Source organism: Bacteroides xylanisolvens (assembly GCF_018289135.1).
GTDB lineage: Bacteria > Bacteroidota > Bacteroidia > Bacteroidales > Bacteroidaceae > Bacteroides > Bacteroides xylanisolvens.
In genome coordinates this window covers 3,164,400-3,190,929 of record NZ_CP072216.1, presented here as the reverse complement: position 1 = coordinate 3,190,929, position 26,530 = coordinate 3,164,400, and the positions used below count along the sequence as shown (strand labels likewise).

The following is a 26,530-nucleotide window of genomic DNA, read 5'->3' as shown; positions in this document are numbered from 1 at the left end:
TTGGTTACCATCGATGATTGTTATTCAATTAAGGAACATAAAACTCAATCATTCGGCGGATGGCACGTTGACAAACCGGGCAAAACTCCGGGTATCCGTTTGTTTTCATGCGACAGTCGTAGGCAGGACGGTAAATACCTTTGGCGGAATAGCCGCCTCCTTCATATACTCCTACCGGATATTTCTTTCTTTCAGCAATAGGAGTAGGGATCGGAGTGTCTGACGGAAGCATATCTTTCCATTTGGAAGCAAAGTTCACCTGTGTTGAAATATTCTGTTCCCACGGTTCGACATCCAGTGGATAAGTATCCGTCATCACATCATCCTCATAAAAATACTCGTCGGCCAATCCACCAAAGCTGTGCCCGAATTCGTGCACTACCACCGGTTTGAACATAGGGTGATGAGCTGTGGTTAGCGTATAAGAATTGTATATTCCTCCTCCGCCGTATACATCTGTGTTAGCGAGGATAATGATATGCTCGTAAGGGATACCAGCCAATGCATTGTGGATAGACTTTACCCGGCTGGTAGTCAGATAGCGATCTGAATAAAAGGTATCGAAATGAGAATGAATCGCCGTTTCTTTCCACAGATTTTCGCGAGGAACACTGACACCACTATCCGTTGAAGGACTGGCTACGGCAACAATATTAAATTTACCCTTCATGGAACGAAACGGCTCGTACGAAAACAAACTTTCGCAGGTACGTTGTGCATCCTGATAGAATATATCCATTTCTTTTTCTGTATATCCCTCTGCCAGGATAGCAACATCTATGCAGTCTTTTTCATTGCCACTTTGCAACATATACCGGTGTGGAGTAACATGTGATACTCCCCGTTTATGAATCAGTATGTCATTCGGACGCACGATATGTTTGTAAGTAGCCATTGTTTTCTTTCGCGGAGAATATAAAGTGACTTCTATTTCCACAGGCTGTTTGGGATAAGGAAGAAGAAAGGTATTTTCAAACCCTTTAGCTGTTTCTTTAGCTTCGTCTGTTGACAGCCATTCTTGAAATAAAGAAGAGAAAGATGTTTTGTAGATACACTGTTTGCTGGCAAGGTCTTTCACAATAATTTGTCCGTTGCCTTCCAAGGGAAGTTCGGAGAGATGGTGTTGACGGCCTGCCCAGGTGGGAAGCTGTGATAGTTCATCCAGATAAATAGCCTGTTGTGTAGCATCCCCGGTAAAGATATAATCCACTCGCAATGTTTTGTTCTGAAAATAATCAGCAAAATTCTGGGCATAACTTCCTATAGAAGTGCAGAAACACAGAATAATACAGCAAATATGTTTCATATAAATGGTATATTTATGTTTTTCGCAAAGGTACGAACTATTGTTGACTTATCCGCTTTCTGCAAATAAAAGTAATAGATTATAGTATTTGTTGTCGAAAAATCGCTAACTTTGCATAAAAGATTCATTGATAAAAACAATTTGATTCAAAAATGGGACATCATCAATTAGATGCTTTAGATGAGCAAATTCTGAGACTGATTGCAGGGAATGCGCGTATTCCTTTTTTGGAAGTGGCAAGAGCATGTAATGTTTCCGGTGCTGCGATCCATCAGCGTATTCAGAAGCTTACTAATCTAGGAATATTAAAAGGTTCGGAGTATGTTATCGACCCCGAGAAAATCGGATATGAGACTTGCGCTTATATTGGTATATATCTAAAAGACCCCGAATCCTTTGACTCGGTAACAAAAGCTTTAGAAGCTATCCCCGAAGTGGTGGAATGCCATTTCACTACCGGAAAATACGATATGTTTATCAAAATTTACGCAAAGAATAACCACCACTTATTGAGTATTATTCACGATAAGTTGCAACCATTGGGCTTGGCGCGTACCGAAACATTAATCTCCTTCCATGAAGCCATTAAGCGGCAGATGCCGATTATGGTCGACATAGAAGATGAAGATTAATCATTAGTCAGTATTCGTGGTTGGATCACAGTAAGAAACAATTTTTTACTTTCTTACGTAATCAACGAAAGCATAAGAGCAGAGATGTTTCTCATCCGCAGGATGGGCTTCTCTGCTTTTTTCCTGCCATACCTTTGAAGATACTTCCGGAAAATAGGCATCAGCTTCGGGGGCCGTACTGTCTATCTCTGTCAGGCAAAGTTCGTCAGCGAAGGAAAGAGCCTGCTGATAAATGCTTGCCCCTCCTATAATATAAATATGTTCGTCCTCCCGGCAACTTTTCAAAGCCGTTTCGAGTGAAGGAAACACTTCCGCACCGGAACATACTGTATCCGGATTGGAAGATAAAACGATATTTCTGCGATTGGGCAATGCGCCTTTCGGCAATGACTCGAAAGTTTTGCGTCCCATAAGTATGGTGTTTCCGGTAGTTAATGCTTTGAAACGTTTCAAATCATTCGGTAACCAGAAAAGAAGCTTATTCTCAAAGCCTATAGCCATGCGGCGGTCTACGGCAGCAATGATGGATACTTTACTCATATTTTTTACACGGCTACTGCTCCTGCAATATGCGGATGCGGATCATAGTTTACTAACTCGAAATCCTCAAATTTAAAATCGAAGATGTTTTTCACGTCCGGATTGATTTTCATTTGTGGCAATGGACGAGGCTCCCGTGATAATTGGAGTTTCACTTGTTCCAGATGGTTCAGGTAGATATGAGCATCACCGAAAGTATGAACGAAATCGCCGGCTTTCAAACCTGTCACTTGTGCCATCATTTGCAGCAATAATGCGTATGAAGCAATGTTGAAGGGAACACCGAGAAATATATCGGCACTGCGTTGATATAGTTGCAGGCTCAACCGCCCGTCTGCTACGTAAAACTGAAAGAATGCATGGCAGGGAGGTAGATTCATATTGTTCAAATCTGCTACGTTCCACGCACTAACGATGATACGGCGTGAATCCGGATTGTGTTTGAGTGTCTCCACTACTTCGCTGATCTGGTCGATGAAGCCACCGTTGTAATCAGGCCATGAACGCCATTGATAACCGTAGACATGACCCAAATCACCGTTCTCGTCCGCCCATTCGTTCCAAATACGTACTCCATGTTCCTGCAGGTATTTCACGTTTGTATCTCCTTGCAGAAACCAAAGCAATTCGTATATGATTGATTTCAGATGCAGTTTTTTGGTTGTCAGACACGGGAAACCGTCATCAAGGTTAAAACGCATCTGATGACCGAAGATACTGATTGTTCCGGTTCCGGTACGATCACCTTTTTCCGTGCCTTCGGTAAGTACACGATTGAGTAAATCCAGGTATTGTTTCATAATGAATAATTTGCAGTGAAAATGATTCTCCGTACAAAATTACAAAAATGGAGTGAATAAATTAGCAAACCAGCCGACGAACTTCTTCCAGGGAGAACGCTTTTTCCAAAACTCCGGTGTCAGCTGGGTGCAATGCTCGATATCGTTTCGGAACATATTATTCAATTCACCCGTTATTCTTTTATCAAAAATAAAGGCATTTGTTTCGTAGTCATATCGTAGGCTGCGGCTGTTCAGGTTGGCGGTACCGACTGTGCAGAACAAGTCGTCCACCATCATAATTTTCGAGTGATGGAATCCCCCGTTGTACATGTAGACAGTAGCTCCTCTTTTCATCAGTTTATGTAACTTATAAAGTGCGGCATCCGGAGTAAAAGGGATATCGGAAGCAGAGGAAACCATGATGGTTACATCTACTCCCCGGTCGATTGTCCGGTTCAACGCCTTTTTGATGGAAGAAGTCGGTACAAAATAAGGATTGACGATATGAACATTCTTTTGTGCCGAATAAATGCTCATGGCATAGGCATGACTCAACATACGGCTATTCTTTTTCGGGGTACGGTCTACAATTGCTACAACGATATTTGTGCTGTCTGTCTGTCCCTCATGTTGGGGGAAATAAGCTTCTCCTCCTACGTTCTGTTTAGTCTCTTTGTTCCAGATCGTCAGGAAAATCTCCTGCAAATCGTTGACTGCATCCCCTTCGATACGCATGTGCATATCACGCCAGGTTCCGATTTTGGGTAGTCCGTTGATATAATAATCGGCGATATTCATTCCGCCTGTATATGCCACTTTTCCGTCGATAACAGCAATTTTGCGATGGTCGCGGTGGGCGGCATGATTGATATAAGGGAAGGTGAACGGGTCAAACTTGACGATTTCGATTCCTTGTTCACGTATTTTCTTGAGGTGTTTCTTTTTAAGGGGCTTGTTGTTCGACCAGTTTCCGAAAGCGTCAAACATAGCTCGTACTTCAACACCTTCTTTCACTTTTTCGGCTAATAAAGTGAACAAAGCATTAGCAATGGAGTCATTTCGGAAGTTGAAATATTCCAGATGAACATGGTGTTTAGCTTCCCGGATGGCTTCAAATAAATCGATAAACTTCTCCCGTCCGCTTTTTAGCAGTTTGACTTTATTATTATCAGATATAGGGATTCCCGACTCTTCCAAGAAATGCAGTACTAGGGAATCGCTTGTTAGTCCGATTGAGTCTCTGGGCTGCGTCATCAGACTGTCGATGACATCTGCCTGAACATGTAATAAAGGCAGGAATAGAAATAAAATAAATATACGTAGTTTCAAAACTCTTCTCTCTATTTTAGTTTACAGAGCAACAAATATACAACATCTATGTTTGGGCTTACTTGGAGTAAAGGGTAGATTTATTATTGTTTAACACTAAAAGAGAGGGATAAAGAGTTCTTTGACTCATAAAGATAAAAATCCGGGAAACTTATGCTTTGGACTTTTAATCTGTATTTATTTTGTTTATGCCATAGAAGCAACCTTTCGTGTAGCCATAAATAATAATACGACAGCCGCGATAATAATTGACTTTGGATCAAGGCCGGTAGTGCCATGATTAATCATGCCGATAAATACTTCTCTTATTGTTCCCCAAGCTGCTTCCAATCCGCCTAACCATACGAAAAGTACGGCAGCCACAGTCATTACGAAGGCACTCCAGATACGAGCCAGATGGTTGCTACGACCGGGTAAATGGTGCATGACACGGCGACTGAATCCGTTGTCTGCTATTTCCTGCTTGTTTTCTGCGAAGAAATCGCGCAAGAGCTTATCATTGTCTATTTCTGTCATAACCGTTTTGTTTTAAATACGTTGCTAATTTTTCTTTTCCACGTGACAGGTGGCTTTTCACCGTTCCTGACGGTACTCCTACAATACCTGCTATTTTGTCGATACTAATGTCCTCCATATAGAACAACATAATGCAGGTTCTTTCCACTTCCTTAAGCATCTTGAGTGACTGATAAACATCCATTTTCTGTCCTACATTCTCTTGTTCGGTACTGTTGATGGCGTCTATTTCTTTTGTATCCAAGTCGGCTGTCTCTTTCCGGCTGCGAATATAATCATAAAAAACATTATAAGCAATACGGTACAGCCACGTAGAGAAACTTGACAAGTTTCGGAAAGAGGCAATGTTTGTATATGCTTTGATAAATGTATCTTGTGCAAGGTCGTCACTCAATTCGCTGTCGCCGCAAGTCAGGTTCAGGAAGAATCGCCGGATGGGCGACTGATACTTCTCCACCAACTGGTCGAAGGCCCTGGTGTTCTTGAACACCACGACCTGCGCGACTAACGATATATCATTGAGTTGGCTCATTTATTCTCGTCGTTCTTTGCTTCGTTTACTCCATTATCTTTCTCTCCGGATTCGGAAGGGATGATTTCGAAGCTATCGTTTTTGACGTTATCCTGATTCTTTTTTTCATCTTTATGGGTAGTATACGTCCGGGGAGCATCTGTACCTTGAGCCTGTTGTTTACTACCGATGATCCATTGTCCGATACCCATAAATGTAACGAGTAAACCGATCGCTCCAATTCCGAATTCACCGGTGATTGCCCAAAGGAAGATGAAAAGACCGATACCTGTAAAGGTGTTTTTGATGCCTTGTGAACGTGAGTCAACCGTTTTGTTTTCACGAATAAATTCTGCTGGCAATGGCTGACCTGCAGCGAGTGCCTGTTCGGCAAGACGATAGCGTGCTTTCCGATTTTTATAACGGAAGAAGAAGATTACAAACAGAATGAATACCGGAAATCCGAAAACGGCAATGATTGATATGATTGCTACGAGAATTCCTCCGTTGATACCAAAGCCGTGGAATGGGAAATCGTCGTCATCCGATTCGAATGTAAAACTGGCCTTACCATGACCAGTACTGACATTACTTGAGTTTGCATCTACTTCTGTGGAATCAGTGTCCGCTGTATCTACACCGATGACTGTGACAGCAGTATTGTTTGTTTTTGCTTTATTGTCTTTGGTCACAGTTACCTTTACTTTTCCGACGGAATCGCGGACAACAGTAGTTTGGTTTTGGGCAATAGCCAGTGTGCAAGTGGTCAGTACAACCATCAATGCTAATAGAAAATTTTTCATATCAATAGTTTTTTTATTTATTTCTTTGTTTGTTAGACGTAGTTAATATCATAGAAAGTTGCAAAGAGACGAAATATTTTTGATATTTGCGGAAATTAATAACGAAAAATGGAATTACCCGCTTCTTTCATAGATTATACCCGTGCCCTGTTGGGCGATGAAGAATACGACAAATTAGCTGTTGCTATCCAACAAGAACCACCTGTCAGCATCCGGTTGAATGATGGGAAATTAAAAATTGAAAATGGAAAATGCAGAATTGTACCGCAAGCAGGCTGTATTACTGATTTTCAACTTTCAGCTTTCAATTTTGAATTTAATCAAGTCCCTTGGTCTTCCGAAGGATTTTACTTGGATGAGCGTCTCACTTTCACGTTTGATCCATTGTTTCATGCAGGTTGTTATTATGTTCAGGAGGCTTCTTCTATGTTTGTGGAGCAGGTGCTCCGGCAGTATGTCACCGGACCGGTAAAGATGCTGGATCTTTGTGCAGCTCCCGGTGGAAAGTCTACTCATGCCCGTAGTGTGCTTCCTGAAGGGAGTTTACTGGTGGCTAATGAAGTCATCCGGAATCGTTCGCAGATTCTTGCGGAGAATTTAACGAAGTGGGGACATCCGGATGTGGTAGTAACCAATAATGATCCGGCAGATTTTGCGGCTTTGCCGTCTTTCTTTGACGTGATTCTTACAGATGTCCCTTGCTCCGGTGAAGGTATGTTCCGTAAAGACCCTGTTGCTGTAGAAGAGTGGAGTTCCGAGAATGTAGAAATCTGTTGGCAGCGGCAGCGGCGGATTATTGGAGATATTTGGGACACGTTGAAGCCTGGGGGAGTTCTTATATATAGTACGTGTACATTTAATACAAAAGAGGACGAAGAGAATGCACGTTGGATTCAACAAGAGTATGGAGCCGAACCGTTAACTGTGCAAGTACAGGAAAACTGGAATATAACAGGAGATCTTTTACCGGATAATTGTGATGGTTCTAAATCTTCTATTCCTGTCTATCATTTTTTCCCTCATAAGACGAAAGGCGAAGGCTTTTTCCTGGTAGCTTTTCGGAAGCCGGAGACAGGAGACGAGATTCCGGTATCTTCTTTCGCCAAGGAGAAGACTTCTAAAAAGAAAGATAAGAAAGGAGGAGCAGCATCTTCTCCTGTTTCGAAAGAACAGCTGAATATTGCAAAAAGCTGGCTGAATGATGAAAATTCGGACAAGTATATATTGTCGGCAGAAGGAACAAGTATTCGGGCTTTTTCAAAGCATTATGCTGATGAATTAATGGCAATGAAACAATGCCTGAAAATCGTATCGGCAGGAGTGGAGATAGGAGAAGTGAAAGGAAAGGATTTGATACCTGACCATGCATTGGCGATGTGTAGTTCACTTTTATGCCGGGAAGCTTTCGCTACGGAAGAAATAAGTTATAAACAGGCTATCACTTATTTACGAAAAGAGGCCATTACCTTGCCGGTAACAGCCCCTCGTGGATATGTTTTGCTTACGTACCGGCATATTCCTCTCGGATTTGTGAAGAACATCGGTAATCGTGCCAATAATCTTTATCCGCAAGACTGGCGTATTCGTAGCGGATACTTGCCGGAAAATATACGCATATTATCGGAAAGTACAGTTGATTAAAGAAGACCCTGCTGATTAAGGCAGTATTCCGGCAGGTATTTCCTGTTCGGAAAGGGTAAAACTAATTTGTTTGCCTGTGCCTGGTTCACCTCCAGCGATTTCTTCCAGCGTGTAGGAAGGAGGTGGTGCAGGTGATGTCCGCGTTTTTCCGATGGGTGGAGTATTCCAATTCAGATTCAAGCTTTTATCCAAGCGGTGAAATACGTATGCATTTCCCCACAAGATGAATTTATGATTGGAAATAGGTGTTGCCACATCTTCCGAAAAGGTGAGAGTCAGTATAGCTTTCTCATTATTTCCTTCTTCTTTTTCCAGTTTGTAACTTCCTCGAGTTATTAAGGTTAGTCCGGATGAAAAAGCTGTTTGTTCTCCCTGTTTGAAAAAATAAGCATCCCGTGCGTGATTGTTAATTAGAAAAATGTCGGAAATGCCGGGCAGAAGATTTGCGTCTCCGTTGGGTAAGTTAGACAAGTAGCTGCGGAGCAACTTTATATCCTCGTAATTGTCGACAACCTTGATTGGCAGGGTGCAGGTTTCTTGTGTGGCGTTGTCCGTTACTGTCAGATAAGTTTGCCCGGTGAGAATACCGGTAACATAAATCATACGTCCGGCAGGTACTCCGGTCCAGCCGGTTTCGGTTCCTGCGCTTGCGATGCGTGTGTCTTTAACTTCAAGTGAGTAATCACCATTTCCGCTTTCCAGTCCAAGGTAACGTCTGCCACCCATGGGCACTTCATATTCACTGTTGTAAAAACGAAGTGGATTTTCTTCATCCTCTTTACATCCACTGAATAGTGTAAGGATGCAACATAACATGAATAGATAGAATTGTTTAGGTCTCATAATCTGTATTTTATGTTCGTTGCAAATGTAACATATTATTTTGAAATATTTAGTTGGAACTTGAAGAAAATGAGAGGGAGAGGGGAGATATATTCAGGCACGGGTTACACGGATTTCACGGCTTTTAGAAATATGATTGTCATAAAGTAACAGCGTAATCCGTGAAATCTGTGTAATCCGTGCCTGAAATTATTATATAAACATACTTACATCACTTAAAATAGAAATTAGTATGTTCAGCGTAATCCATGTCTAAAGGATTTTATGTACTATTTATAGTTTACTCTTGTAAATCCGTGCCATTGCTTTCTGGTACTGATTTTCCAGTTGCAGATAATTTTGATGGCTTTGATAGATGACAGAAACTTCAACGAAATATTCAATCATACTAATCTGTCCACCTGTCAGAGCCTGTTTCAGCAGTGACAGATCTTGTTGCGACTGGAAAGTCTTGCTGTATTCTTCCATCGAAGCATGCAGTGTTTTCGCTTCCCGGTAAAGCTGTGCCAATTCGGACTCCACTTGCAGGGTAGCATTATCCTTTTGCAAGTCAATGTTAAGAGCCTGTGCTTTAGCGATTTTTACCTTATTCCGGTTTTCGAAAAGTGGGAAAGAGAAACCTACCACTACACCGTTGAAAGGTACGCCTGTTTCTGTGTTCCGGCGGTAGCCGAGTTCCAGTTTGGGTAGCCATTGTGATTTATTGACAGCAATCTGTTTACGGGCAACAAGACTTTCGTTGCCGAGTGCCATAAGAGTACGGTCCGTTGCCATGACTTCCGACTTCAATATTTGATAATCAGTAGGGAAAGGTATAGCCGGATATTGGTTTTCCTCGAAAACTACCGGAATATTACCATTCAGCGTATTCAGTTCCTGCTGTTTGTTGCGGAGTGCTGTTTCGTTCAGAGACGCTTCTGTTCTGACATTCAACAGTTCCAGATTGATTTTGTTGGTTTCGAGAGCATTTGCATCTCCCGTTTGAAGACGCTTGGCATACATCTTTGCAAGTTCTTCCGCATTGCGGAGGCGTTCTTCCAGAATATGCTTTTGCTGACGAAGCATGATAATATCCAGGCAAAGTTCTTTCGCCTGTAACAGCTTCTCTTGACGGAAAACATCCGACTGACTGTCAAAAGCTCCGGCTTTCAGACGATTCAACTTGTTGCGTGTAGCATATAAACTAGGGAAATCAAAGCTTTGTGAAACAACCAGTTCGCCGATTGTTTCGCTTTTATCTTTCGCTCCCCATAGATGTGCGTAAGAAAGAGTAGGATCAGGCAAGTTATTATCCGTTTTAGCTTCCAGCTTCTGCGAAGTAATCAGTTGCTCGTTTGCCTGCAACTCCTTATTGTTCGTTTCGATATTCTTCAATACCTGTTCAATTCCGTTTTGGGCTTGCACTTTGCCTATGGTTAAGAAAAGAAGTGCAGCGCTTATGGTCATGATTTGTTTCATTTCTAATTTCTTTATTTATTACAAGCTATTGTTGATAGATACTTTATGATAAGACATCTATTTGTTTGGCACCGAGGAACGACCCGTTTCTCACCGAGAAACACTTGGTTCCTCACCGGGGAACGATGGTTTCCTCACCGAGGAAAAACATCACCTGCTACAGGCTTTCCTGGGCCTTTTTCCGATGCATCATCAGATAAACAATCGGAACGATAAAACCGTTCAAAAAAGTAGACGTTAATAACCCTCCTAAAATCACTTTTGCCATTGGACTTTGAATTTCGTTACCGGGCAAGTCGCCGCCGAGTGCCAATGGAATCAGTGCCAGTGCAGAAGACAATGCCGTCATCAAAATCGGATTCAGCCGGTCGAGAGAACCTCGGATCACACTATCGTATACATTCAAACCTTCTTCCTTTTGCAAATGATTGTAGTGGCTGATGAGCAACATACCGTTACGCGTTGCAATACCGAACAAGGAAATGAAACCGATGATAGCCGGAATACTGACTTCTCCTGTTGTAATCACCAAAGCAAATACACCACCGATCAGTGCCAGCGGAAGATTCAGCAAGATGACGCCCGACTCTTTCACGCTGCGGAACTCATTATACAATAACAAGAAGATTACTACAATGCTGATAAATGAAGTCAACGCCAGTGTCCGGCTGGCAGCCTGCTCACTTTCAAACTGTCCGCCATACTCGATGTGATAGCCTTCGGGTAGTTGCACCGATGTGTCGATGCGCTTCTGAATATCATTGACAACACTACGCAAATCGCGGTCGGCCACATTGGCAGAAATCACAATTTTACGTTTTACATTCTCGCGGTTGATCGTATTCGGTCCCATGGCTGATACCACTTCTGCTACATAGCTCAAAGGAACTTTGCGGCCGTCATTCGTATCTACCATCAAGTTCCGGATTTTTTCTATTTCATCCCGGGCATCATCCTTCACTTTCACGATCAGATCGAAACTCTTGCCTTGCTCATAAACCTGCGAGATTACTTTTCCAGCCAAAGCTACGTTCACATATTCCGAGAACTCCGGCAGAGTAATACCGAACTTAGCCAGCATTTCCCGTTTAGGCTGTATTTTCAGCTGCGGACGCTCAATCTGTTGCTCCACGTTCAGGTCGGCAACACCGGGAATATCACTGATAGCTCCTTTAATTTGATTACCGAGTGAGAACATTTTATTCAGATCGTCTCCGAACAGCTTGATAGCGATATTCGCTTTCGTACCCGATAACATAGCGTCGATACGGTGGCTGATTGGTTGTCCGATTTCTATATTTGCCCCGGTGATAGTACCCAACTTTTCACGTACATCAGCTACCAGTTCACTGCGCGAACGATCTTTCAGTTCAAACGGAGCTTCTATTTCAGAAACGTTTACCCCTAACGCGTGCTCGTCCAGTTCGGCGCGTCCCGTTTTCCGGGCTACGGTTTGTATTTCGGGAATCGTCATCAATAACTCTTCTGCCCGATGTCCCATTTTATTGCTTTCTTCCAGTGAAATACCCGGTAGAGAACTAATATTGATGGTGAACGATCCTTCATTAAAGGAAGGAAGGAAACTGCGTCCGAGTGTAAAGAACACTCCGAGCGCAACCACAAAGAGTGCGATTGTACTTCCAAGTGTCACTCGTTTGTGTGCCAGCACCCAAGTCAGTGCCTTTTCATAACCCCCTTTCATCCAACGGGCAAGGGGAGCTTCTTTCAGTTCCTTGTTTGTCTTATTGCTTCCTAATAGATAAGAACAGAGCACCGGAGTCAGCGTCAGAGCAACTACTGTCGACGCGAACAATGCTACGATAAAGGCAACGCCCAGCGGAACCAACATTCTGCCTTCCATTCCGCTAAGGAAGAACAACGGAACAAAGCTGACAACGATAATCAGCGTAGAATTAAGTATAGGCATCCGCACCTCTTTCGAAGCATTGAATACCACCTCGAGTGTACTTAACCTTTCCGTTTCTGCTTTCTGACGGTTCTCCCGCAGTCGTTTATACACGTTTTCCACATCGACGATGGCGTCGTCTACCAATGATCCGATGGCTATCGCCATACCTCCGAGACTCATGGTGTTGATTGTCAGTCCCATGTAATGCAGCGTCAGAATCGAAACAAGCAGAGAAAGAGGCAGTGTTACCAATGAAATCAATGTAGTGCGCACATTTGCCAGGAACAGGAAGAGTACGATTACTACAAAAACACCTCCTTCAAAGAGTGATTTCTTCACATTGCCGATGGAGCTTTCGATAAAGCGGCTTTGACGGAATATGTCCGTTGAAACTTTTACGTCCGGTGGCAGGTTCTTTTGCAGGTCTTTCAAAGATGCTTCCAATTTATCCGTCAGTTCCAGCGTACTGGTAGCCGGCTGTTTGGTAATAGTCATCAGTACGGCAGATTTTCCACGCTCTGAAGCAGTTCCCAGTTTCGGGGCTTTCGGTCCGATGGTTACGTCCGCAATATCTTCCAGCGTGACAGGGAAGTTGTTCACTGTCTTTACTACCGCTTTGCCAAGTTGCTCTGTTTTAGAAGTTGAAAGTACACCGCGTACAATATATTCATTTCCAAATTCGTAGAGCACACCTCCATTTGCGTTCAGGTTCATATCCTGTGTCACAGCCATCACTTCTCCCATCGAAATGCCGTAATGACGCATCCGTTCGGGAGCCAGCTGAATCTGATATTCTTTGATATCTCCTCCGAGTACGGCAACCTGTGCCACTCCTCCGGTAGACAATAGACGGGGACGGATAGTCCAGTCCGCAATCGTACGAAGATCGAGCATCGAAGTGGAGTCGGCAGTCAGACCGACGATGAGCATTTCGCCCAAGATGGAAGATTGTGGGCCAAGTGTCGGTTTACCAACGTTGACCGGCAGTGATTCACTGACCACTGCTAACTTCTCGCTAACAATCTGGCGAGCGAGATAAATATCGGTTCCCCAATCAAATTCTACCCAGACAACGGAAAATCCGTTGGTAGAAGAAGAGCGGACACGGCGTACACCCGTAGCTCCGTTTACGGCAGTTTCAACAGGAAAAGTGACGAGCTGTTCAACTTCTTCTGCAGCCATACCGTTGGCCTCGGTCATGATGACTACCGTAGGTGCGTTCAGGTCGGGGAATACGTCTACTTCCGTATGCATGGCGGTATACGTTCCCGCAATTAGCAGGAGGATGGCCGCGCAGACTACAACCAACCGGTTGTGTAGGGAGTAATGTATAATTTTATTAAGCATTTCTTTAAGAATTAAGAATTAAGAATTAAGAATGAAGAATTAGAAATGAAGAATTAAGAATGACTATGCAGCACGTGCAATAAACATATACCAATTATTGCGCAGCCAAATTCTTCATTCTTCATTTCTAATTCTTCATTTAATCAATGTTCGTGACTATGTGCCGGGATGGCATTGCTAGCGCTTGCCAGTCTAACCTGATAAGCACCTTCGGTCACTACACGGTCACCAGCCTTCACTCCGGTCAGGATCTGAACACTTTTACCGTTGTCGGCTCCTATCGTTACTTCCTGTTTTTTATAACCCTCTTCGTCCAGTTGCAGGTAGATAAAGAAGATACCTTGTTCTTCTGTCAGTGCCGTGCGTGGAAGAGACAGTACGTTTTCCATCGTTGAAGAAAGCAAGAACACCTCTACGAATGATCCGGGAATCACTTCCCCTTTATTGTCGAACTCAAAAGTGACAGGCACATAAAAAGAGTTGTCTCCGGCAGCTTTTCCAAAAGAGAGAAGTTTGCCGTTCAATGTTTTCAGCTCGTACACCTGATTATTATAAGGAGTCTGGAAATTGGCGGAACTGATTGTACGGAGGTATGGATAATACTTTTCCGACACTTCGGCACGGAGGAAAAGACGACGATTCTGCGTCACGCTCACCAGCGGTTGTCCGATGGTCACGTAGTCGCCTTCTTTCACAAGAATGCTTTTCACATATCCTGCAATAGGAGCTGTAATACTTTGGCCGATAGCCGAATGATTCTTGGAAAGGGCTTCGTAACTAAGGCGGGCATTTTCATAACTTTGCTCTGCCTGTGCAAAATCCTTGTCAGATACAATCTTGTTTTTAACAAGCTCTTTCATACGTTCGTACTCCTTCTTAGATACCTCGTAGGCAATGCGGGCACGTTGTACCGGATCACCGTCGGCGATATTCTTTGAAGAAATCGTGACTAGCGGCGTGCCGCTGCCGACGCTCATTCCTTCCGTTACTTTTCCACGGAAAGATACAACGCCGGCCACTGTAGCTACGGCAACCGATTCATCGCCTTGGGCAGCCAGTACCTGTCCGCTGGTTTTAATCACTTGCTGGAAAGGTGCAGGTTCGATAACGCTCACCTTGACACCGGCTGCTTCAGCTTTTGCCTTCGGAAGGATGATTTCATCACTGTGCGCTTCGGCAGACTCGTTATGTCCATCGGTCGCTTCATGGTTGTGTTCTCCGCTACATTCGCCTTCATGAGAATGATCGGAACCCTCTGCCTCGTGATTATGTCCTTCCGTGGCATGATCGTGTTCATTGTGTGTGTGTGTGACGGTACTATTATTACAGGAACCCAGCACGAATAAGCCTAGGATTCCTACGAAAATAAGTTTTTTCATAATGATATTTTCCTACTAAATTTTACTGTTTTTTTACGCTACAAAGATAAGGTAACGCAAATGCAACTGATTTGCATTTACGCTTTTACGCAAAAACAGAGTAGGGAGGGGCACGAAGAGGAGTGGCACGGTGTATATCCGTGCCATGCAGAGAGTCTCGGTAGACGTAATAGTTCTTAATCCGTCTCTCTTGTGGCCGTAATAGATGTTCGATGATTACATCCGTGAACAGGGTAGCGATGAATACATAATCCGGTCCGCTATCCGTATGTACGGATGGAGTGGGAGAGTAGAAACGAGTCATACATTCGCTGCTGCAACATGAATCGTTTCCCGGGTGATGATGATGCGTGGGACATTGCTGTTCTACAGGCAAGTCCTGCTTCATGCAAATCATTCCGTTGGGGTGATGGTGATGGGGAATAACGGCTGCCACCAACATTATGATGTTGATTAAAAACAGCAGAGTTACTATTATTCGTTTCTTCCCTTTCATCCTTTCTTTTAGAGAATTTATTTTTTTATTGATTCCTTTTCTTTTTCTTGCAAACGTTCCAGCAATTCTGTTGCTGATACATAAATTACTTTTCCATCTGGTGTTCCCTGACTAAGGAGTTTACCATTGCGAGCATTTTTTTCCAGCAATCGCTTTTCTGCCAGCTGAAGACCGCGTCGTAATTTATCGCTCAATTCTTGCATTTCATTATTTGACATAATTCTTGATGCATTTAAAAAGTTCAAGTTCATATATTCGATCCTCGCCATGTTGGTAACCTTCGGCTACAATTACTCGAGGAGAAATACTGTTATCGGCTAACAGCCAATAGTCTACACGCGGCATATAAATCTGAAACAGATTGTTAATGCCTGCCTGATATCGGCGGTAGATAACGTCCATCGGTACATTATGTCCCCCTTCATTGACCCGTTGTAACACACGATTGACGGCAAGTTCCGGAGAATTCAGCCAGAAATAAATCAAGCTGACTTTATATCCGGCATTTTGTGCTCTTTGAATGAGCCGGGTGTATGAACGGGTTGCCAATGTTGTTTCAATAGAGAAACTTACTTTAGCAGCTAATAGTTCATTAATACGTTTCAACATCAGACGGCCGGCTTCTATAGCCATACTTTCCGGATTGAACGGTGATAAACCTTTGGCGATTTCATCCGCATTAACGAACTCTTTACATAATAAAATTTCAGGCAGTACAGTGTAGGAAGCTGTTGTTTTACCAGCTCCGTTACATCCGCTTATAATGTATAACTGCCTTGTTTCATCCATTTTTTTCTAACTGCCTGTTATAAATGATGTTGCAAATATACAAATACTTTTATTCTGCCTGCAGCCGATACCCTCTTTTTATTATTTATTATTTCTTTTCCAGTTCTTGCAACGAATCCATTTTTTTCTTTTCGAGGAACTCGTAAATGCCGCAAAGATGTTCCGTCACCTTTTGATTACCGAACTCATACACCTTGCTCACCAGTCCGTCGAGGAAGTCACGGTCGTGTGAAACAACAATCAGTGTGCCGTCAAAATCCAGCAATGCCTGTTTCAGGATATCTTTCGTTTTCATGTCCAGATGATTCGTCGGCTCATCCAGGATCAGGAGGTTGACAGGTTCCAACAGCAATTTAATCATGGCAAGGCGGGTACGCTCCCCACCCGAAAGTACTTTCACCTTCTTCATCGATTCCTCGGGACCACCAAACATGAAGGCACCCAGTAAATCACGAATCTTGTTCCGGATATCCCCTTTGGCTACATCGTCAATCGTTTGGAAAACCGTCAGGTTTTCATCCATCAACGAAGCCTGATTTTGAGCGAAATATCCGATTTGTACATTATGTCCTAGAGTCAGTGTACCGTCATGTTCGATTTCCTTCATGATACATTTCACGAGTGTAGATTTACCTTCACCGTTTTTACCGACAAAAGCTACTTTATCACCACGCTCAATCGTCAGGTTAGCGTTGCGGAACACCACTTTCTCTCCGTATGCCTTTCCAACACCTTCCATGATAACTGGATAACTGCCCGAACGGGGTGAAGGCGGGAATTTCAGTCGCAATGCAGAAGTATCCTCCTCATCGACTTCGAGCAATTCCAGCTTTTCCAGCATTTTGACGCGGCTCTGTACCTGTAACGTCTTTGAATATGTTCCTTTGAATCGTTCGATGAACTCCTTCGTTTCAGCAATAAACTTCTGCTGCTCGTCGTATGCCTTCTGCTGCTGTTCGCGGCGATCCTTACGCAGTTGCAGATATTGGGAATAGTTCACTTTATAATCATAAATACGTCCCATCGTCACTTCGATGGTGCGTGTTGTAATATTATCCACGAATTTGCGGTCGTGGCTGATTACGATAACTGCTTTCCCGTTATTAATAAGGAAATCTTCCAACCATTGAATAGATTCAATATCCAGATGATTCGTCGGCTCATCGAGCAAGAGTACGTCCGGTTTCTGCAACAGCAACTTAGCGAGCTCGATGCGCATCCGCCATCCACCGCTGAAATCACTCGTCTGGCGTTGAAAATCGCTCCGGGTGAACCCTAATCCGAGCAATGCCTTTTCCACATCCTCTTCATAATTAGTTGCGTCAATCGAATAAAACTTCTCGCTCAAGGCAGACACTTCTTCAATCAGCGCCATGTAACTGTCGCTCTCGTAGTCCGTCCGTGTCTCGAGCTCTTTGTTCAGTTTTTCAATCTGCGCTTCCATTTCATGCAGATGTGAAAAAGCCTGTGCCGTTTCGTCAAACACTGTTCTTCCGTCTTCCGTCATCAGATGTTGAGGCAGATAGGCTACTACGCAATCTTTGGGCGCGGAAACTTTTCCACGTGTCGGTTGTCGTGCGCCTGCCAAAATTTTCAGCAGCGTACTTTTTCCCGCCCCATTTTTACCCATCAGTGCGATGCGGTCTTTTTCATTAATTACGAAAGAAATATCACTAAATAAAGTAGTGCCGCCAAACTCTACGGCTAGTCCGTCAACAGAAATCATACTATTCTTTTAAATTGAGGCGCAAAGATAGCGAAATATATGAATCTTTTTTATAACTTGCGGGCTGAAAAGGGAGATTAATCCCAAAAAACAGATAAAAAAACAATATATAAGCGATATGGAAAGCGAACAAATGAATGAATTCAGACCCTTAATTTTAGTAGCTGAAGACGATGACAGCAACTTTAAATTAATCAAGGCTATCATAGGCAAAAAGTGTGATATCGAGTGGGCTAAAAATGGGCAGGAAATGGTGGAGTTGTTTCAACAGCATCAGGAAAGAACCAAAGCAATGCTGATGGATATCAAGATGCCGGTGATGAACGGGTTGGAGGCAACGAAGATAATTCGTGAGTCTAATACTGAAATTCCTATTATCATGCAGACAGCTTATGCTTTCAGCTCGGATAAGGAAAACGCAATGAACGCAGGAGCAACTGAAGTGTTGGTGAAACCTATTACTTTGAGTATTCTCCGCACTACTTTAAGCAAATATCTACCCGATTTGCAGTGGTGAAATTGATTCGTACGGGAATTTTTTTAATTTATTTAAAAGATGCTTAAACGTTAAATACGGAATAGCGTAGAAAAAGAGTATGATTGGGTAGAAAAATGGTATGTAAAAGATGCCGTTGAATATTCCTTTTTCTCTATTATATTTGAGCATTCATCTGATGAAATTGGATAAAATAAAATAGGCGAACCTCACGGTTGGCCTATTTTTGTTCGCCTCTGTTAATTTGTTAGAGTACAGAAACGACTCTATGTAAAGTCTCTCCTTTGAGAGATTTTAAGTTCATTATTTGTTTCCGCCGGCCCACCAGACAGCTTCGCTATATACATACTGGCCATCACCGAAAGCAGCTTTCACTTCAGGATTTGCCAATACGTCGTCTGCTCCATAACCGAAGCGCAATGGGAACTTATTGTTGTTCAGCGGGTTCTTCAGTACAATGAAGTTTTCTCCTGCACCTTTCAAACGACGGTAGTCGTTATAGGCTTCCAGTGATTCGCCGGATGCACCGAAGAAGGCGAGATACTTCTGTATCATTGTCTCTTGCAGAGGGTTGGCATCGAATAACGGTTCTACTTCATCCGTGAAATAGGTTTCTGCTACATCTGCACCCAAATCACTATCGCCATCAGCTACCCAAGTGTCAGCGGCATCTATAATTGAGTTTTCCAGATTCTCGAATCCGGCAGTGATTGCAGCTTTTAAAGCATTCTTAGCTTCATCCAGTCTGCCTCCCAAGCGGCATAATGCTTCTGCTTCGAGGAATTTCACTTCATGATAACTGATTAAAAGAGTCGGAGCCGACATTGCCCATGATATCATTGACATACCATAATTGTTCTGCAACTCTTGCGGGGTTCCGTTAGGAGCCGCTTTGATACCTGCGATGTCTGTAGCTTGCGTACCACTTGCATAACCAGCAGGGAAGTCTCCGCTGGGGTCGGGTTCCAGAAACGCTTGCGGTGCTCTAGGGTCATTGCGTTCAACAAATTTTTCAATCAGGCTTGCACTAGCTGCCAAACTGTTACGGCTGTAGCTAAATGCCCAAAGCGGATTTAGTTGTGAGTCAGCATCATAAATAGCCAGTTTACATTCTTCACTTGCATTAGCAAATGATTTGCTCACATAAGTGAGAATATTCTGAAGGTCTGTTGTTTTGTTGGCACTTTTATTGAGCAAACGCATTGTATAACGTGCTTTTAATGCATAGGCCGTTTTGAGCCACATACTTGCTTGTGTATTGGTGTTTGAACCATAGATCAAGTCTTTAGAACCGACTGCACCGGACAAGCCTGTATCTTTGGCAGTACCGTTATTCAGTAGAGTGATAGCATCATCCAGATTCTGCATCACTTCCTGGTAAATGCTTTCCTGCGTATCTATTTTAGGCTGCATATACATTGGTGTGCCGTCCGGATTAAGGATACCAGTCTGGCTGTACGGTGTATTCCCGAACACATCGGCTGCCACAGCTCCGTTGTAGGCGAGCAAGATTTTAGCAATTGCTTCCGTCACTACATTTCCTTTTTCCGAGGGATCTTCTTCGCACTTCTTGATAACGATTTTAGCGTTCTTGATATTTGCGTAGACGTTGATCCATGCGTTATTGTAAGTAGTAGCCGTTGTAGGCTCTCCGCTACGTACTTCCGCACGGTAAAGCTGGTTTGATATACCCGTTTCATGTTCTATGTAAACAGAGGAATAGAGTGAAAAATCCCCTCCCACAGTGCTGAATCCAGTGTTTACACCTAAGTCTGTAATCAAAAACTTAGCGGGCGCATCCAGCGGATTGTTAGGGTTTTCATTGATTTTATCCATTGCATCTTCCGTACAAGCAGAAGCAATGGCAGCAGTCAAGAAAGAAACTGCCAGCAATTTTCCTATTGATTTATATTTTTTCATTGTCTTGCAGATTAAAATTTAATGTTGAAACCAAAGCCGAAACTAGCTGTTTGCGGCATTGAATAATCTTCAAATGCTCCTGCCATGTTGTTGTTACCCTGACTGGCTTCCGGATCGAGGTCAGGCAATTGAGCCCAGATTAGGATATTTCTGGCAAATGCGTTTACAGAAAGTTCCATTGAACGTTTTTGAAGAATTTTGTAGTTGACAGCCACTTCACGCAGTTTGATGAAAGAGTTGTCATATACTGAAGATTCGTCAATATCGTTCAGACGGCTGTAATATACCTGTTGTGCGTTTGCGCCAGTGATGGCGATATCATTTTTAGTTCCATCGGTTTTGTATCCGTCGAAGATGATGGTACCTTCGCGGTTTTCCGTTCTCTTGCTGACACCGTAGTAGTCTGCGAGTCCGGTTGTTCTACTGTACATCTGACCACCCTGTTTCCAGTCGAGTACTGCGCTGATTGTACACTTCCATAAGCGTAATGTGGTGTTGAATCCCATCAGGAAGTCCGGAGAAACTTTACCGATTACCTGTGCTTCACCAGCGATAGGAAGGCCGTTTTCGTCTACCAGACGATTGCCGTTTTCATCTCTCTTGTAACCTACACCATAGATTACAGGGAATTTTTCACCTGCTGAAGCGCGTACCTGTGGAGTAACATAACCACCCAGAGAGATATTTTCTACACCCGGTGCCAGTTCATCTACGTAGTTGTCGATTTTCGTCCAGTTGAATGCAAAATCCCAGTTGATATTCTTCGTCCGGATGGGGTTGAATCCGAGAGTGAATTCGTGCGTGTTGGTATGAATCTTACCACCGTTGGTGAGCAGTTTGCTGGCACCGGTAGAAGAAGCCAAAGGCACTTCAAAAATCTGGTCTTTCACATTCTGGCGTGAGTACGTATAACTGAATGTGATTAAGTTATCGAGGAAGTTCACATCAGCACCCACTTCGTACGAACGTGTGTTCTGTGGTTTCAGTTTCGGGTCAAAAATCGTGTAGTACGGAGTATAGGCGGTAGTACCTTTCATCGGATACATGATTGGAGTCAGCATATAGAAACCACCTCCGTATGTCGGAGTTGAGTAGTAGTTTTCGAGGAAATCTCCTGCTTGTCCTACTTCCGCATAAGATACTCTCAATTTAGCGTGATTGACAACATTGTTTTTCAATGCATCCAGTTCCGTCAGGATAAAACCTGCTGAAATAGAAGGATAGAAGAACGAGCGGTTGTTGCGTGGCATGTTAGATACATAGTCCTGACGTCCGGTGAGGGTCAGATAAAGCATATTTTTGTAAGAAGCCGATACGTTACCGAAGAATCCCACTGTGCGGTTTTTCCACGTCTCTTCCTCTGTCTGTTGAGTAGTGGCGTTGTTGATGTGGTTCCATCCCGGGAAGTTGTAGTTCGTACCATATTCATAATACTTCTTTCTGTTGCTTTGGATAATTTCATTACCCAATACGGCGTTCAGTCCCCAGTCCTCATTGATGTGCCAGTCGTAGTTGATGGTCAGCAAAGAGTTGTATGTAGCGTTCGTCCAACCGTAGTTTTCGATTTGTCCGCGACCGCCACCCGTGTTACTACCGTATCCGTAGCTGTCTACATAGTGAGTGGTGTAAGCATCCACGCCGACCATGTATTTTGCGTTCAACTTGTGGTTAGTTGTACCGAAATCAGTCTGATAGCTTGCGTATACATTTCCGAAGAAACGGTTGGTATCTTCTGTGAATTTGTTGTTGTCCATTGCCCAATAAGCGTTGTCAAAGCTACCACGGAAAGAATTCTGTGTGTACTGGTTACCGTCTACGTGACTTGGAATCCCTGCAAGATCATAGCTGGGAGGAGCTGCGTAAACCGTTCTCAACAGACCGTTACCGGAAGTCACTGCCTTGTCGATAGAAGTAGTGATATAGTTAGCTGTAAATCCGGAACTCCAGTTGTTGGTCAGTTTCGTGTCAGCACTAACCTTTACATTATATCTGTCCATACCAGTGCTTGAGATAATACCGTCCTGATGTGTATTTCCCAATGAGATAGAGTAGGAGCTTTTTTCGAGCATCTGTGCAACATTCAGTGAGTTGCTCCAAGTGATTCCTGTGTCGAAGAATTCTTTAGCATTATCATACGCCTGTGGAGTGACCCATGGATCAAGGCCGGCTGACGCACGTTGGGGAACATAATATTTTCCTTGTTGCTTACCATACTGTTGAGTGTATTTGTTGTCCGTGTTACCACCGTATGTTGCATCGTTGGGAAGTTCGGAAATCTTGGGTCCCCAGGAGGTTCCCGATGTGGCACTGAATTTTCCACCCGAACCTTGTGCGTATGTTTTCTGGAACTCCGGCAGACGACCGACTACATCGAAGCTGACATTAGAAGAGAAGCTAACCTGCGGTTTGCCTTTTTCCAGCCCTTTACCACTTTTGGTTGTGATGATAATCACACCATTGGAAGCACGGATGCCATAAAGTGCAGAAGCAGCCTGTCCTTTCAAAATGTTGATACTTTCAATATCATTAGGGTCGATATCTACCGCACGGTTGGCGAAGTCGGCTCCGCTCACACTACCATTGTTCTGTATGTCTGTACTAACGTCCGGCGTACTGGTTACCGGCATTCCGTCGATAACGTAAAGCGGAGTGTTGTCACCCGAGAAGGAACGTGCACCACGGATGGTGATCTGTGAAGAAGCTCCTGGCATACCACTTGAAGGCTTAACGTCCAAACCGGATACTTTACCTTGCAGCGCTCCTGCCAGATTGGAGTTGGCAGCTTGCGTCAGCTGATCTGATTTTACGTCCTGAACGGCGTAACCCAGTGCTTTCTTTTCACGCGAGATACCCATGGCTGTCACTACAACCTCATCCAGAGCCTTCGCGTCACTTTTTAATACGACTTTTATTACTCCCGGTTTGATGGAAACGTCCTGCGAAATCATTCCTACATAAGAAATGCGCAAAGTTTTAGCAGAACTTGGTACATGGTCGTTTCAGTTTTCATCATTGTTAATAGTTCTTTAGTCTTTTGGGAGACGTAAAATGATAAAAAGATACCATTTGGGAGGAAATAATGCTCTTTTTATCTTGAAAATATCTTTTTAGACGCTATCTTTATGATAGAAATTCTATTTTAAAATATATTAAATTGAATATTTCTAGTTATAGTTTGTTGGTTTTTACTGGATGGGAACTTGCAAAATAATACTTTTTAGTTAAATACGTAACACTTTTTTTGGTTTGTCATAATTAGTGTTATCTTTGCAACCTGTTAGAGACAAAAAATCTGTTTATAGGTTAAATTTAAGAGAGAATTTATGAAAAGAAAATTGATGTTCTTAATGACCTTCCTTTTTATAGGTATAGGTCTGATGACAGCGCAGACATCTAGAGTTACCGGTTTGGTTACTTCTGAAGAAGATGGACAACCTGTCGTAGGTGCTTCAATATTGGTGAATGGCACTACCCTTGGTACTATCACTGATATTGACGGTAAGTTTACAATCGCAAATGTACCAAGTTCTGCTAAGACTTATTGATCTTTTTTCTTCCTGTTTTTTCGTGTTTTCTTCTTCTATCTTATTGTTTTTCAGATGTTTTGTTTCTATTTTCGCAAATTGTCCGGTTCTTCCGGTTTCTTTTATTGAAATTTCCTTTATCAGTTCTTGTTTATTTAGTAGTCTCTTTTTCTCATTGATTTTGAGATGGGGGGGTAATATTCTACCCGAATTTTTAATGAATTTCCCAGTATTTTCCCTATTATTTCAACTATCTTCGGCTTTGAATAAAAATATGTTTGATGACGTTTTAATATCTGTGTTTTGTGGGAAATACATTTCTCAACTATACTTATCCCTATGAGAAAAAATACTCATAGGGATGAGAAGAAATGCTCATAGTAATGAGAACTTTTTCTCATTGCAGTGAGAATATACCCTTGTTAGAATAGGCTGAAACAGTGCATAGCGGTATATAAATGAAAAGAATCAAAACCGTACAGGCATGAACAAGATTCACCTCTGGGGCCTCTGTGGTAAATAAATTCATTTCCTTACAAAATGCGATTTTCCAGTTTACGTTGTTTTACTCTGCCATGATAACTTCGACATCATAACCTATGAAAAGGCCGCTCTCTATGACACCGGTAATGGTTTTGAGTTGTTCTTCGAGCGAAGAATCAATATAGTTAAAACGAGTGTCGAGGATGAAATTCCCATTTTCTGTAAAGACAGGCCCGTCTTTGCCGTGGGCTGGACGCAGGACGATTTCTGATGCACCCAGTCGTTGCAGCTCATGCTCTACATAAGTTAGTGAGTCCGGAAAGATCTCTACCGGAATGGGAAATTTATTTCCCAACTGATTGACGCGCTTGCTGGGGTCGATGATGATGAATGTTTTGCGGCTGCTTCTAATGAGCAGTTTTTCTTTGAACATAGCTCCGCCACGTCCTTTAATCAAGTTTTGCTGTGGGTCTACTTCGTCCGCTCCGTCAAATGTCCAGTCGGGTCGCTTGTTCCAAAGGGTAGTTTGTGGGATGCCTAGCTGTATGCAAGTCATCGAGATTTCTTGAGAGGCGGGAATCACTTCAATATGCAAGTGCTCTTCACGAATCCGTCGCGCCAGTTCGAACAGAGTTAGATAGACTGTAGAGCCGGAGCCGGCTCCTATCACATCTCCGTCTTTTGCCGTGGCGGCAATTTCACGGGCTACGTGTTCTTTGGCTTCCCGGTTGATAATGGAGTCCGACCATTGCAGGTGCTTTATAAGATGATTTTCCCAGTCCATAAATTTATGCTTTATAATTGTTTTAAATTACTCTTTTATATATAACGAATTGGCGAATCTGTTTGTTTGTTTCAACTTTAGAGAGAGGCTTTAGAGATAATTCGGATCAGGCAACAATCATTGTTGGTATATGCTATAAGTGGACGTAAGCCCTCCGATTGACGTAGAAAAGATAGTGACGGTATATGCTTGGGATAGTGACGGTATCATTGTCATATAGCGTCGCTATTTGTATCGGATAGCGTCACTATCTTTTAGCAGGGAACTCGCCAACAACAATTTTTACTTGGTCCGATCATTCAATCATTTAAATAGTTAATAAACGATTCGTTAATTTTTAACTTTATTGCGTTAAACGTTAACAAACCTCTGCTTTTTATTAAACCGTGTTATAAGTTAGGCTGCTTTGCCCTGAAAATTTGGAGATAACCGAAAAGTCCGTATCTTTGTACTGTGTTTTTCATAGTATTAGATTTAAGGTTAACAAAGATTGGCTGTCTGGGATAGATAGCCTTTTTTTGTCCCTACTATTCCTTATAGAATCAGCCAGATGGCAATGATATGCCCGATGCTGCCTCCCAGACAAAACAAGTGGAAAGTGGCATGCATATATGGTTTGCGCAACGAATAAAAAACAGCTCCCACGATATACGAAACTCCTCCGCCAATCAGCCACCAGAAAGCGGTAGTGGCTTCCAGTTCTCCCAGATGGTCTAACAAAGGTTTCATGGCTACCAATATACAGGCGCCCATCCCTACGTAACAAGCCGTTTCGAGATTGCTATGTTCTTTCAGTTTTTTGAAGCTAAGAATGAAACCGGCGATAGCCGATAGCCAGACGAAAGCGAAAATTCCCCATCCCCATCCGCCGGCATGCCGCAGAACGAGCAGGGTAAAAGGAGTATAGGTTCCGGCAATGTGCAAATAGATAGCTCCATGATCGAATTTACGGAGCAGCTCTTTCAGCTTTCCCGGACGACTGCCGTGATACCACGTAGAGCTGACATAAGAAGAAAGCATCCCCGCCAAGTAGACAGATACACAAGCAACTGCCCACTGCGGCTCTATATTTTTGGAAGCCTTTTCCAATAACAAATATCCGGCCACGATTCCAAGCAGAATACCTATTCCATGGCTAAGGGTATTTGCCCATTCTTCTATATTATTGTATCGTTTGTTCTTCAATGTTCCTTTTTTTGAATTGTTAAGTCACAAAAAATATTGAGTCGCAAAGATACTTTATTTTCCGTAAAGCGTTTCTTCGCCTTATTCTTTTTTTAAAGAAATATCGGCGTATGATACTCCCTGCGGTTTTA

Annotated in this window: 22 protein-coding genes and 1 pseudogene; 4 read left to right on the top strand and 19 right to left on the bottom strand. The window is 43.0% G+C overall.

The window, feature by feature from the left end:
* Window positions 1-28: 28 nt before the first annotated feature.
* Window positions 29-1,306 carry an IgA Peptidase M64 gene (locus INE92_RS13680; RefSeq protein WP_055236358.1) on the bottom strand — a complete coding sequence of 426 codons (1,278 nt, stop codon included), beginning with the start codon at window positions 1,304-1,306 and terminating at the stop codon, window positions 29-31.
* 152 nt (window positions 1,307-1,458) lie between these two features.
* On the opposite strand from INE92_RS13680, the gene INE92_RS13675 reads away from it, so the two are divergent.
* Entirely contained in the window at window positions 1,459-1,938 is a 480-nt protein-coding gene (locus tag INE92_RS13675) for an Lrp/AsnC family transcriptional regulator (RefSeq protein WP_004315769.1), read from the top strand.
* Window positions 1,939-1,983: 45 nt separating this feature from the next.
* On the opposite strand, the gene INE92_RS13670 is transcribed toward INE92_RS13675, so the two are convergent.
* The 6 genes from INE92_RS13670 to INE92_RS13645 form a co-directional block, all read right to left on the bottom strand.
* Window positions 1,984-2,478 carry a dihydrofolate reductase gene (locus INE92_RS13670; protein ID WP_008024774.1) on the bottom strand — a complete coding sequence of 165 codons (495 nt, stop codon included), beginning with the start codon at window positions 2,476-2,478 and terminating at the stop codon, window positions 1,984-1,986.
* A gap of 5 nt (window positions 2,479-2,483) precedes the next feature.
* The gene (locus INE92_RS13665) at window positions 2,484-3,278 is read right to left on the bottom strand and encodes a thymidylate synthase (RefSeq protein ID WP_055236357.1); all 795 of its coding nucleotides are present in this window, start codon (window positions 3,276-3,278) and stop codon (window positions 2,484-2,486) included.
* A gap of 39 nt (window positions 3,279-3,317) precedes the next feature.
* Complete coding sequence (cls, locus tag INE92_RS13660) at window positions 3,318-4,589, bottom strand: cardiolipin synthase (RefSeq protein WP_004314130.1); 1,272 nt, start codon at window positions 4,587-4,589, stop codon at window positions 3,318-3,320.
* 186 nt (window positions 4,590-4,775) lie between these two features.
* Entirely contained in the window at window positions 4,776-5,105 is a 330-nt protein-coding gene (locus INE92_RS13655; protein WP_009038740.1) for a DUF5056 domain-containing protein, read from the bottom strand.
* Window positions 5,086-5,637 (bottom strand): RNA polymerase sigma factor, encoded by a 552-nt coding sequence (locus INE92_RS13650; RefSeq protein ID WP_004314132.1) that lies wholly within the window; start codon window positions 5,635-5,637, stop codon window positions 5,086-5,088. The genes INE92_RS13655 and INE92_RS13650 overlap by 20 nt, the downstream gene beginning before the upstream one ends.
* Window positions 5,634-6,419 (bottom strand): DUF6249 domain-containing protein, encoded by a 786-nt coding sequence (locus INE92_RS13645; protein WP_008024767.1) that lies wholly within the window; start codon window positions 6,417-6,419, stop codon window positions 5,634-5,636. The genes INE92_RS13650 and INE92_RS13645 overlap by 4 nt, the downstream gene beginning before the upstream one ends.
* Window positions 6,420-6,527: 108 nt before the next feature.
* On the opposite strand from INE92_RS13645, the gene INE92_RS13640 reads away from it, so the two are divergent.
* Complete coding sequence (locus INE92_RS13640) at window positions 6,528-8,060, top strand: methyltransferase RsmF C-terminal domain-like protein (RefSeq protein WP_055236356.1); 1,533 nt, start codon at window positions 6,528-6,530, stop codon at window positions 8,058-8,060.
* A gap of 15 nt (window positions 8,061-8,075) precedes the next feature.
* Here INE92_RS13640 and INE92_RS13635 read toward each other — a convergent pair whose 3' ends face one another.
* The 8 genes from INE92_RS13635 to INE92_RS13600 all read right to left on the bottom strand — a co-directional run bounded on the left by INE92_RS13635 (window position 8,076) and on the right by INE92_RS13600 (window position 18,007).
* Window positions 8,076-8,903, bottom strand: coding sequence for a hypothetical protein (locus tag INE92_RS13635; RefSeq protein ID WP_055236355.1), 828 nt, complete (start codon window positions 8,901-8,903; stop codon window positions 8,076-8,078).
* Between the two features lie 273 nt (window positions 8,904-9,176).
* Window positions 9,177-10,361 (bottom strand): TolC family protein, encoded by a 1,185-nt coding sequence (locus tag INE92_RS13630; protein WP_008641181.1) that lies wholly within the window; start codon window positions 10,359-10,361, stop codon window positions 9,177-9,179.
* 157 nt (window positions 10,362-10,518) lie between these two features.
* Complete coding sequence (locus tag INE92_RS13625; protein ID WP_044134013.1) at window positions 10,519-13,617, bottom strand: efflux RND transporter permease subunit; 3,099 nt, start codon at window positions 13,615-13,617, stop codon at window positions 10,519-10,521.
* 143 nt (window positions 13,618-13,760) lie between these two features.
* Window positions 13,761-14,996 carry an efflux RND transporter periplasmic adaptor subunit gene (locus tag INE92_RS13620; RefSeq protein WP_055236354.1) on the bottom strand — a complete coding sequence of 412 codons (1,236 nt, stop codon included), beginning with the start codon at window positions 14,994-14,996 and terminating at the stop codon, window positions 13,761-13,763.
* 85 nt (window positions 14,997-15,081) lie between these two features.
* Window positions 15,082-15,492 (bottom strand): DUF6769 family protein, encoded by a 411-nt coding sequence (locus tag INE92_RS13615; protein ID WP_008024755.1) that lies wholly within the window; start codon window positions 15,490-15,492, stop codon window positions 15,082-15,084.
* A 17-nt stretch (window positions 15,493-15,509) separates the two neighbouring features.
* Complete coding sequence (locus INE92_RS13610; protein WP_004314140.1) at window positions 15,510-15,710, bottom strand: hypothetical protein; 201 nt, start codon at window positions 15,708-15,710, stop codon at window positions 15,510-15,512.
* Window positions 15,700-16,281 carry a zeta toxin family protein gene (locus INE92_RS13605; RefSeq protein WP_004314141.1) on the bottom strand — a complete coding sequence of 194 codons (582 nt, stop codon included), beginning with the start codon at window positions 16,279-16,281 and terminating at the stop codon, window positions 15,700-15,702. The genes INE92_RS13610 and INE92_RS13605 overlap by 11 nt, the downstream gene beginning before the upstream one ends.
* An 88-nt stretch (window positions 16,282-16,369) precedes the next feature.
* Window positions 16,370-18,007: an ABC-F family ATP-binding cassette domain-containing protein gene (locus tag INE92_RS13600; RefSeq protein ID WP_015531460.1), complete on the bottom strand. Its 1,638-nt coding sequence runs from the start codon at window positions 18,005-18,007 to the stop codon at window positions 16,370-16,372.
* 118 nt (window positions 18,008-18,125) lie between these two features.
* On the opposite strand from INE92_RS13600, the gene INE92_RS13595 reads away from it, so the two are divergent.
* The gene (locus INE92_RS13595) at window positions 18,126-18,524 is read left to right on the top strand and encodes a response regulator (protein ID WP_004314143.1); all 399 of its coding nucleotides are present in this window, start codon (window positions 18,126-18,128) and stop codon (window positions 18,522-18,524) included.
* 282 nt (window positions 18,525-18,806) lie between these two features.
* Here the strand turns inward: INE92_RS13595 and INE92_RS13590 are convergent, their stop codons facing one another.
* Entirely contained in the window at window positions 18,807-20,423 is a 1,617-nt protein-coding gene (locus INE92_RS13590) for a SusD/RagB family nutrient-binding outer membrane lipoprotein (protein ID WP_055236353.1), read from the bottom strand.
* Between the two features lie 11 nt (window positions 20,424-20,434).
* Window positions 20,435-23,404: pseudogene (locus INE92_RS13585) on the bottom strand (SusC/RagA family TonB-linked outer membrane protein); the annotation flags it as partial.
* A 342-nt stretch (window positions 23,405-23,746) separates the two neighbouring features.
* Between INE92_RS13585 and INE92_RS13580 the strand changes: the two are divergent.
* Entirely contained in the window at window positions 23,747-23,968 is a 222-nt protein-coding gene (locus INE92_RS13580) for a carboxypeptidase-like regulatory domain-containing protein (protein WP_008024747.1), read from the top strand.
* Between the two features lie 544 nt (window positions 23,969-24,512).
* On the opposite strand, the gene rpiA is transcribed toward INE92_RS13580, so the two are convergent.
* Together rpiA and trhA are read right to left on the bottom strand one after the other, a co-directional pair.
* On the bottom strand, window positions 24,513-25,214 hold the full coding sequence (gene rpiA / locus INE92_RS13575) for a ribose 5-phosphate isomerase A (RefSeq protein WP_044131081.1): 702 nt from the start codon (window positions 25,212-25,214) through the stop codon (window positions 24,513-24,515).
* A 534-nt stretch (window positions 25,215-25,748) separates the two neighbouring features.
* Window positions 25,749-26,399, bottom strand: a complete 651-nt coding sequence (gene trhA, locus INE92_RS13570) for a PAQR family membrane homeostasis protein TrhA (RefSeq protein WP_074707791.1) — start codon at window positions 26,397-26,399, stop codon at window positions 25,749-25,751.
* Window positions 26,400-26,530: the final 131 nt, after the last annotated feature.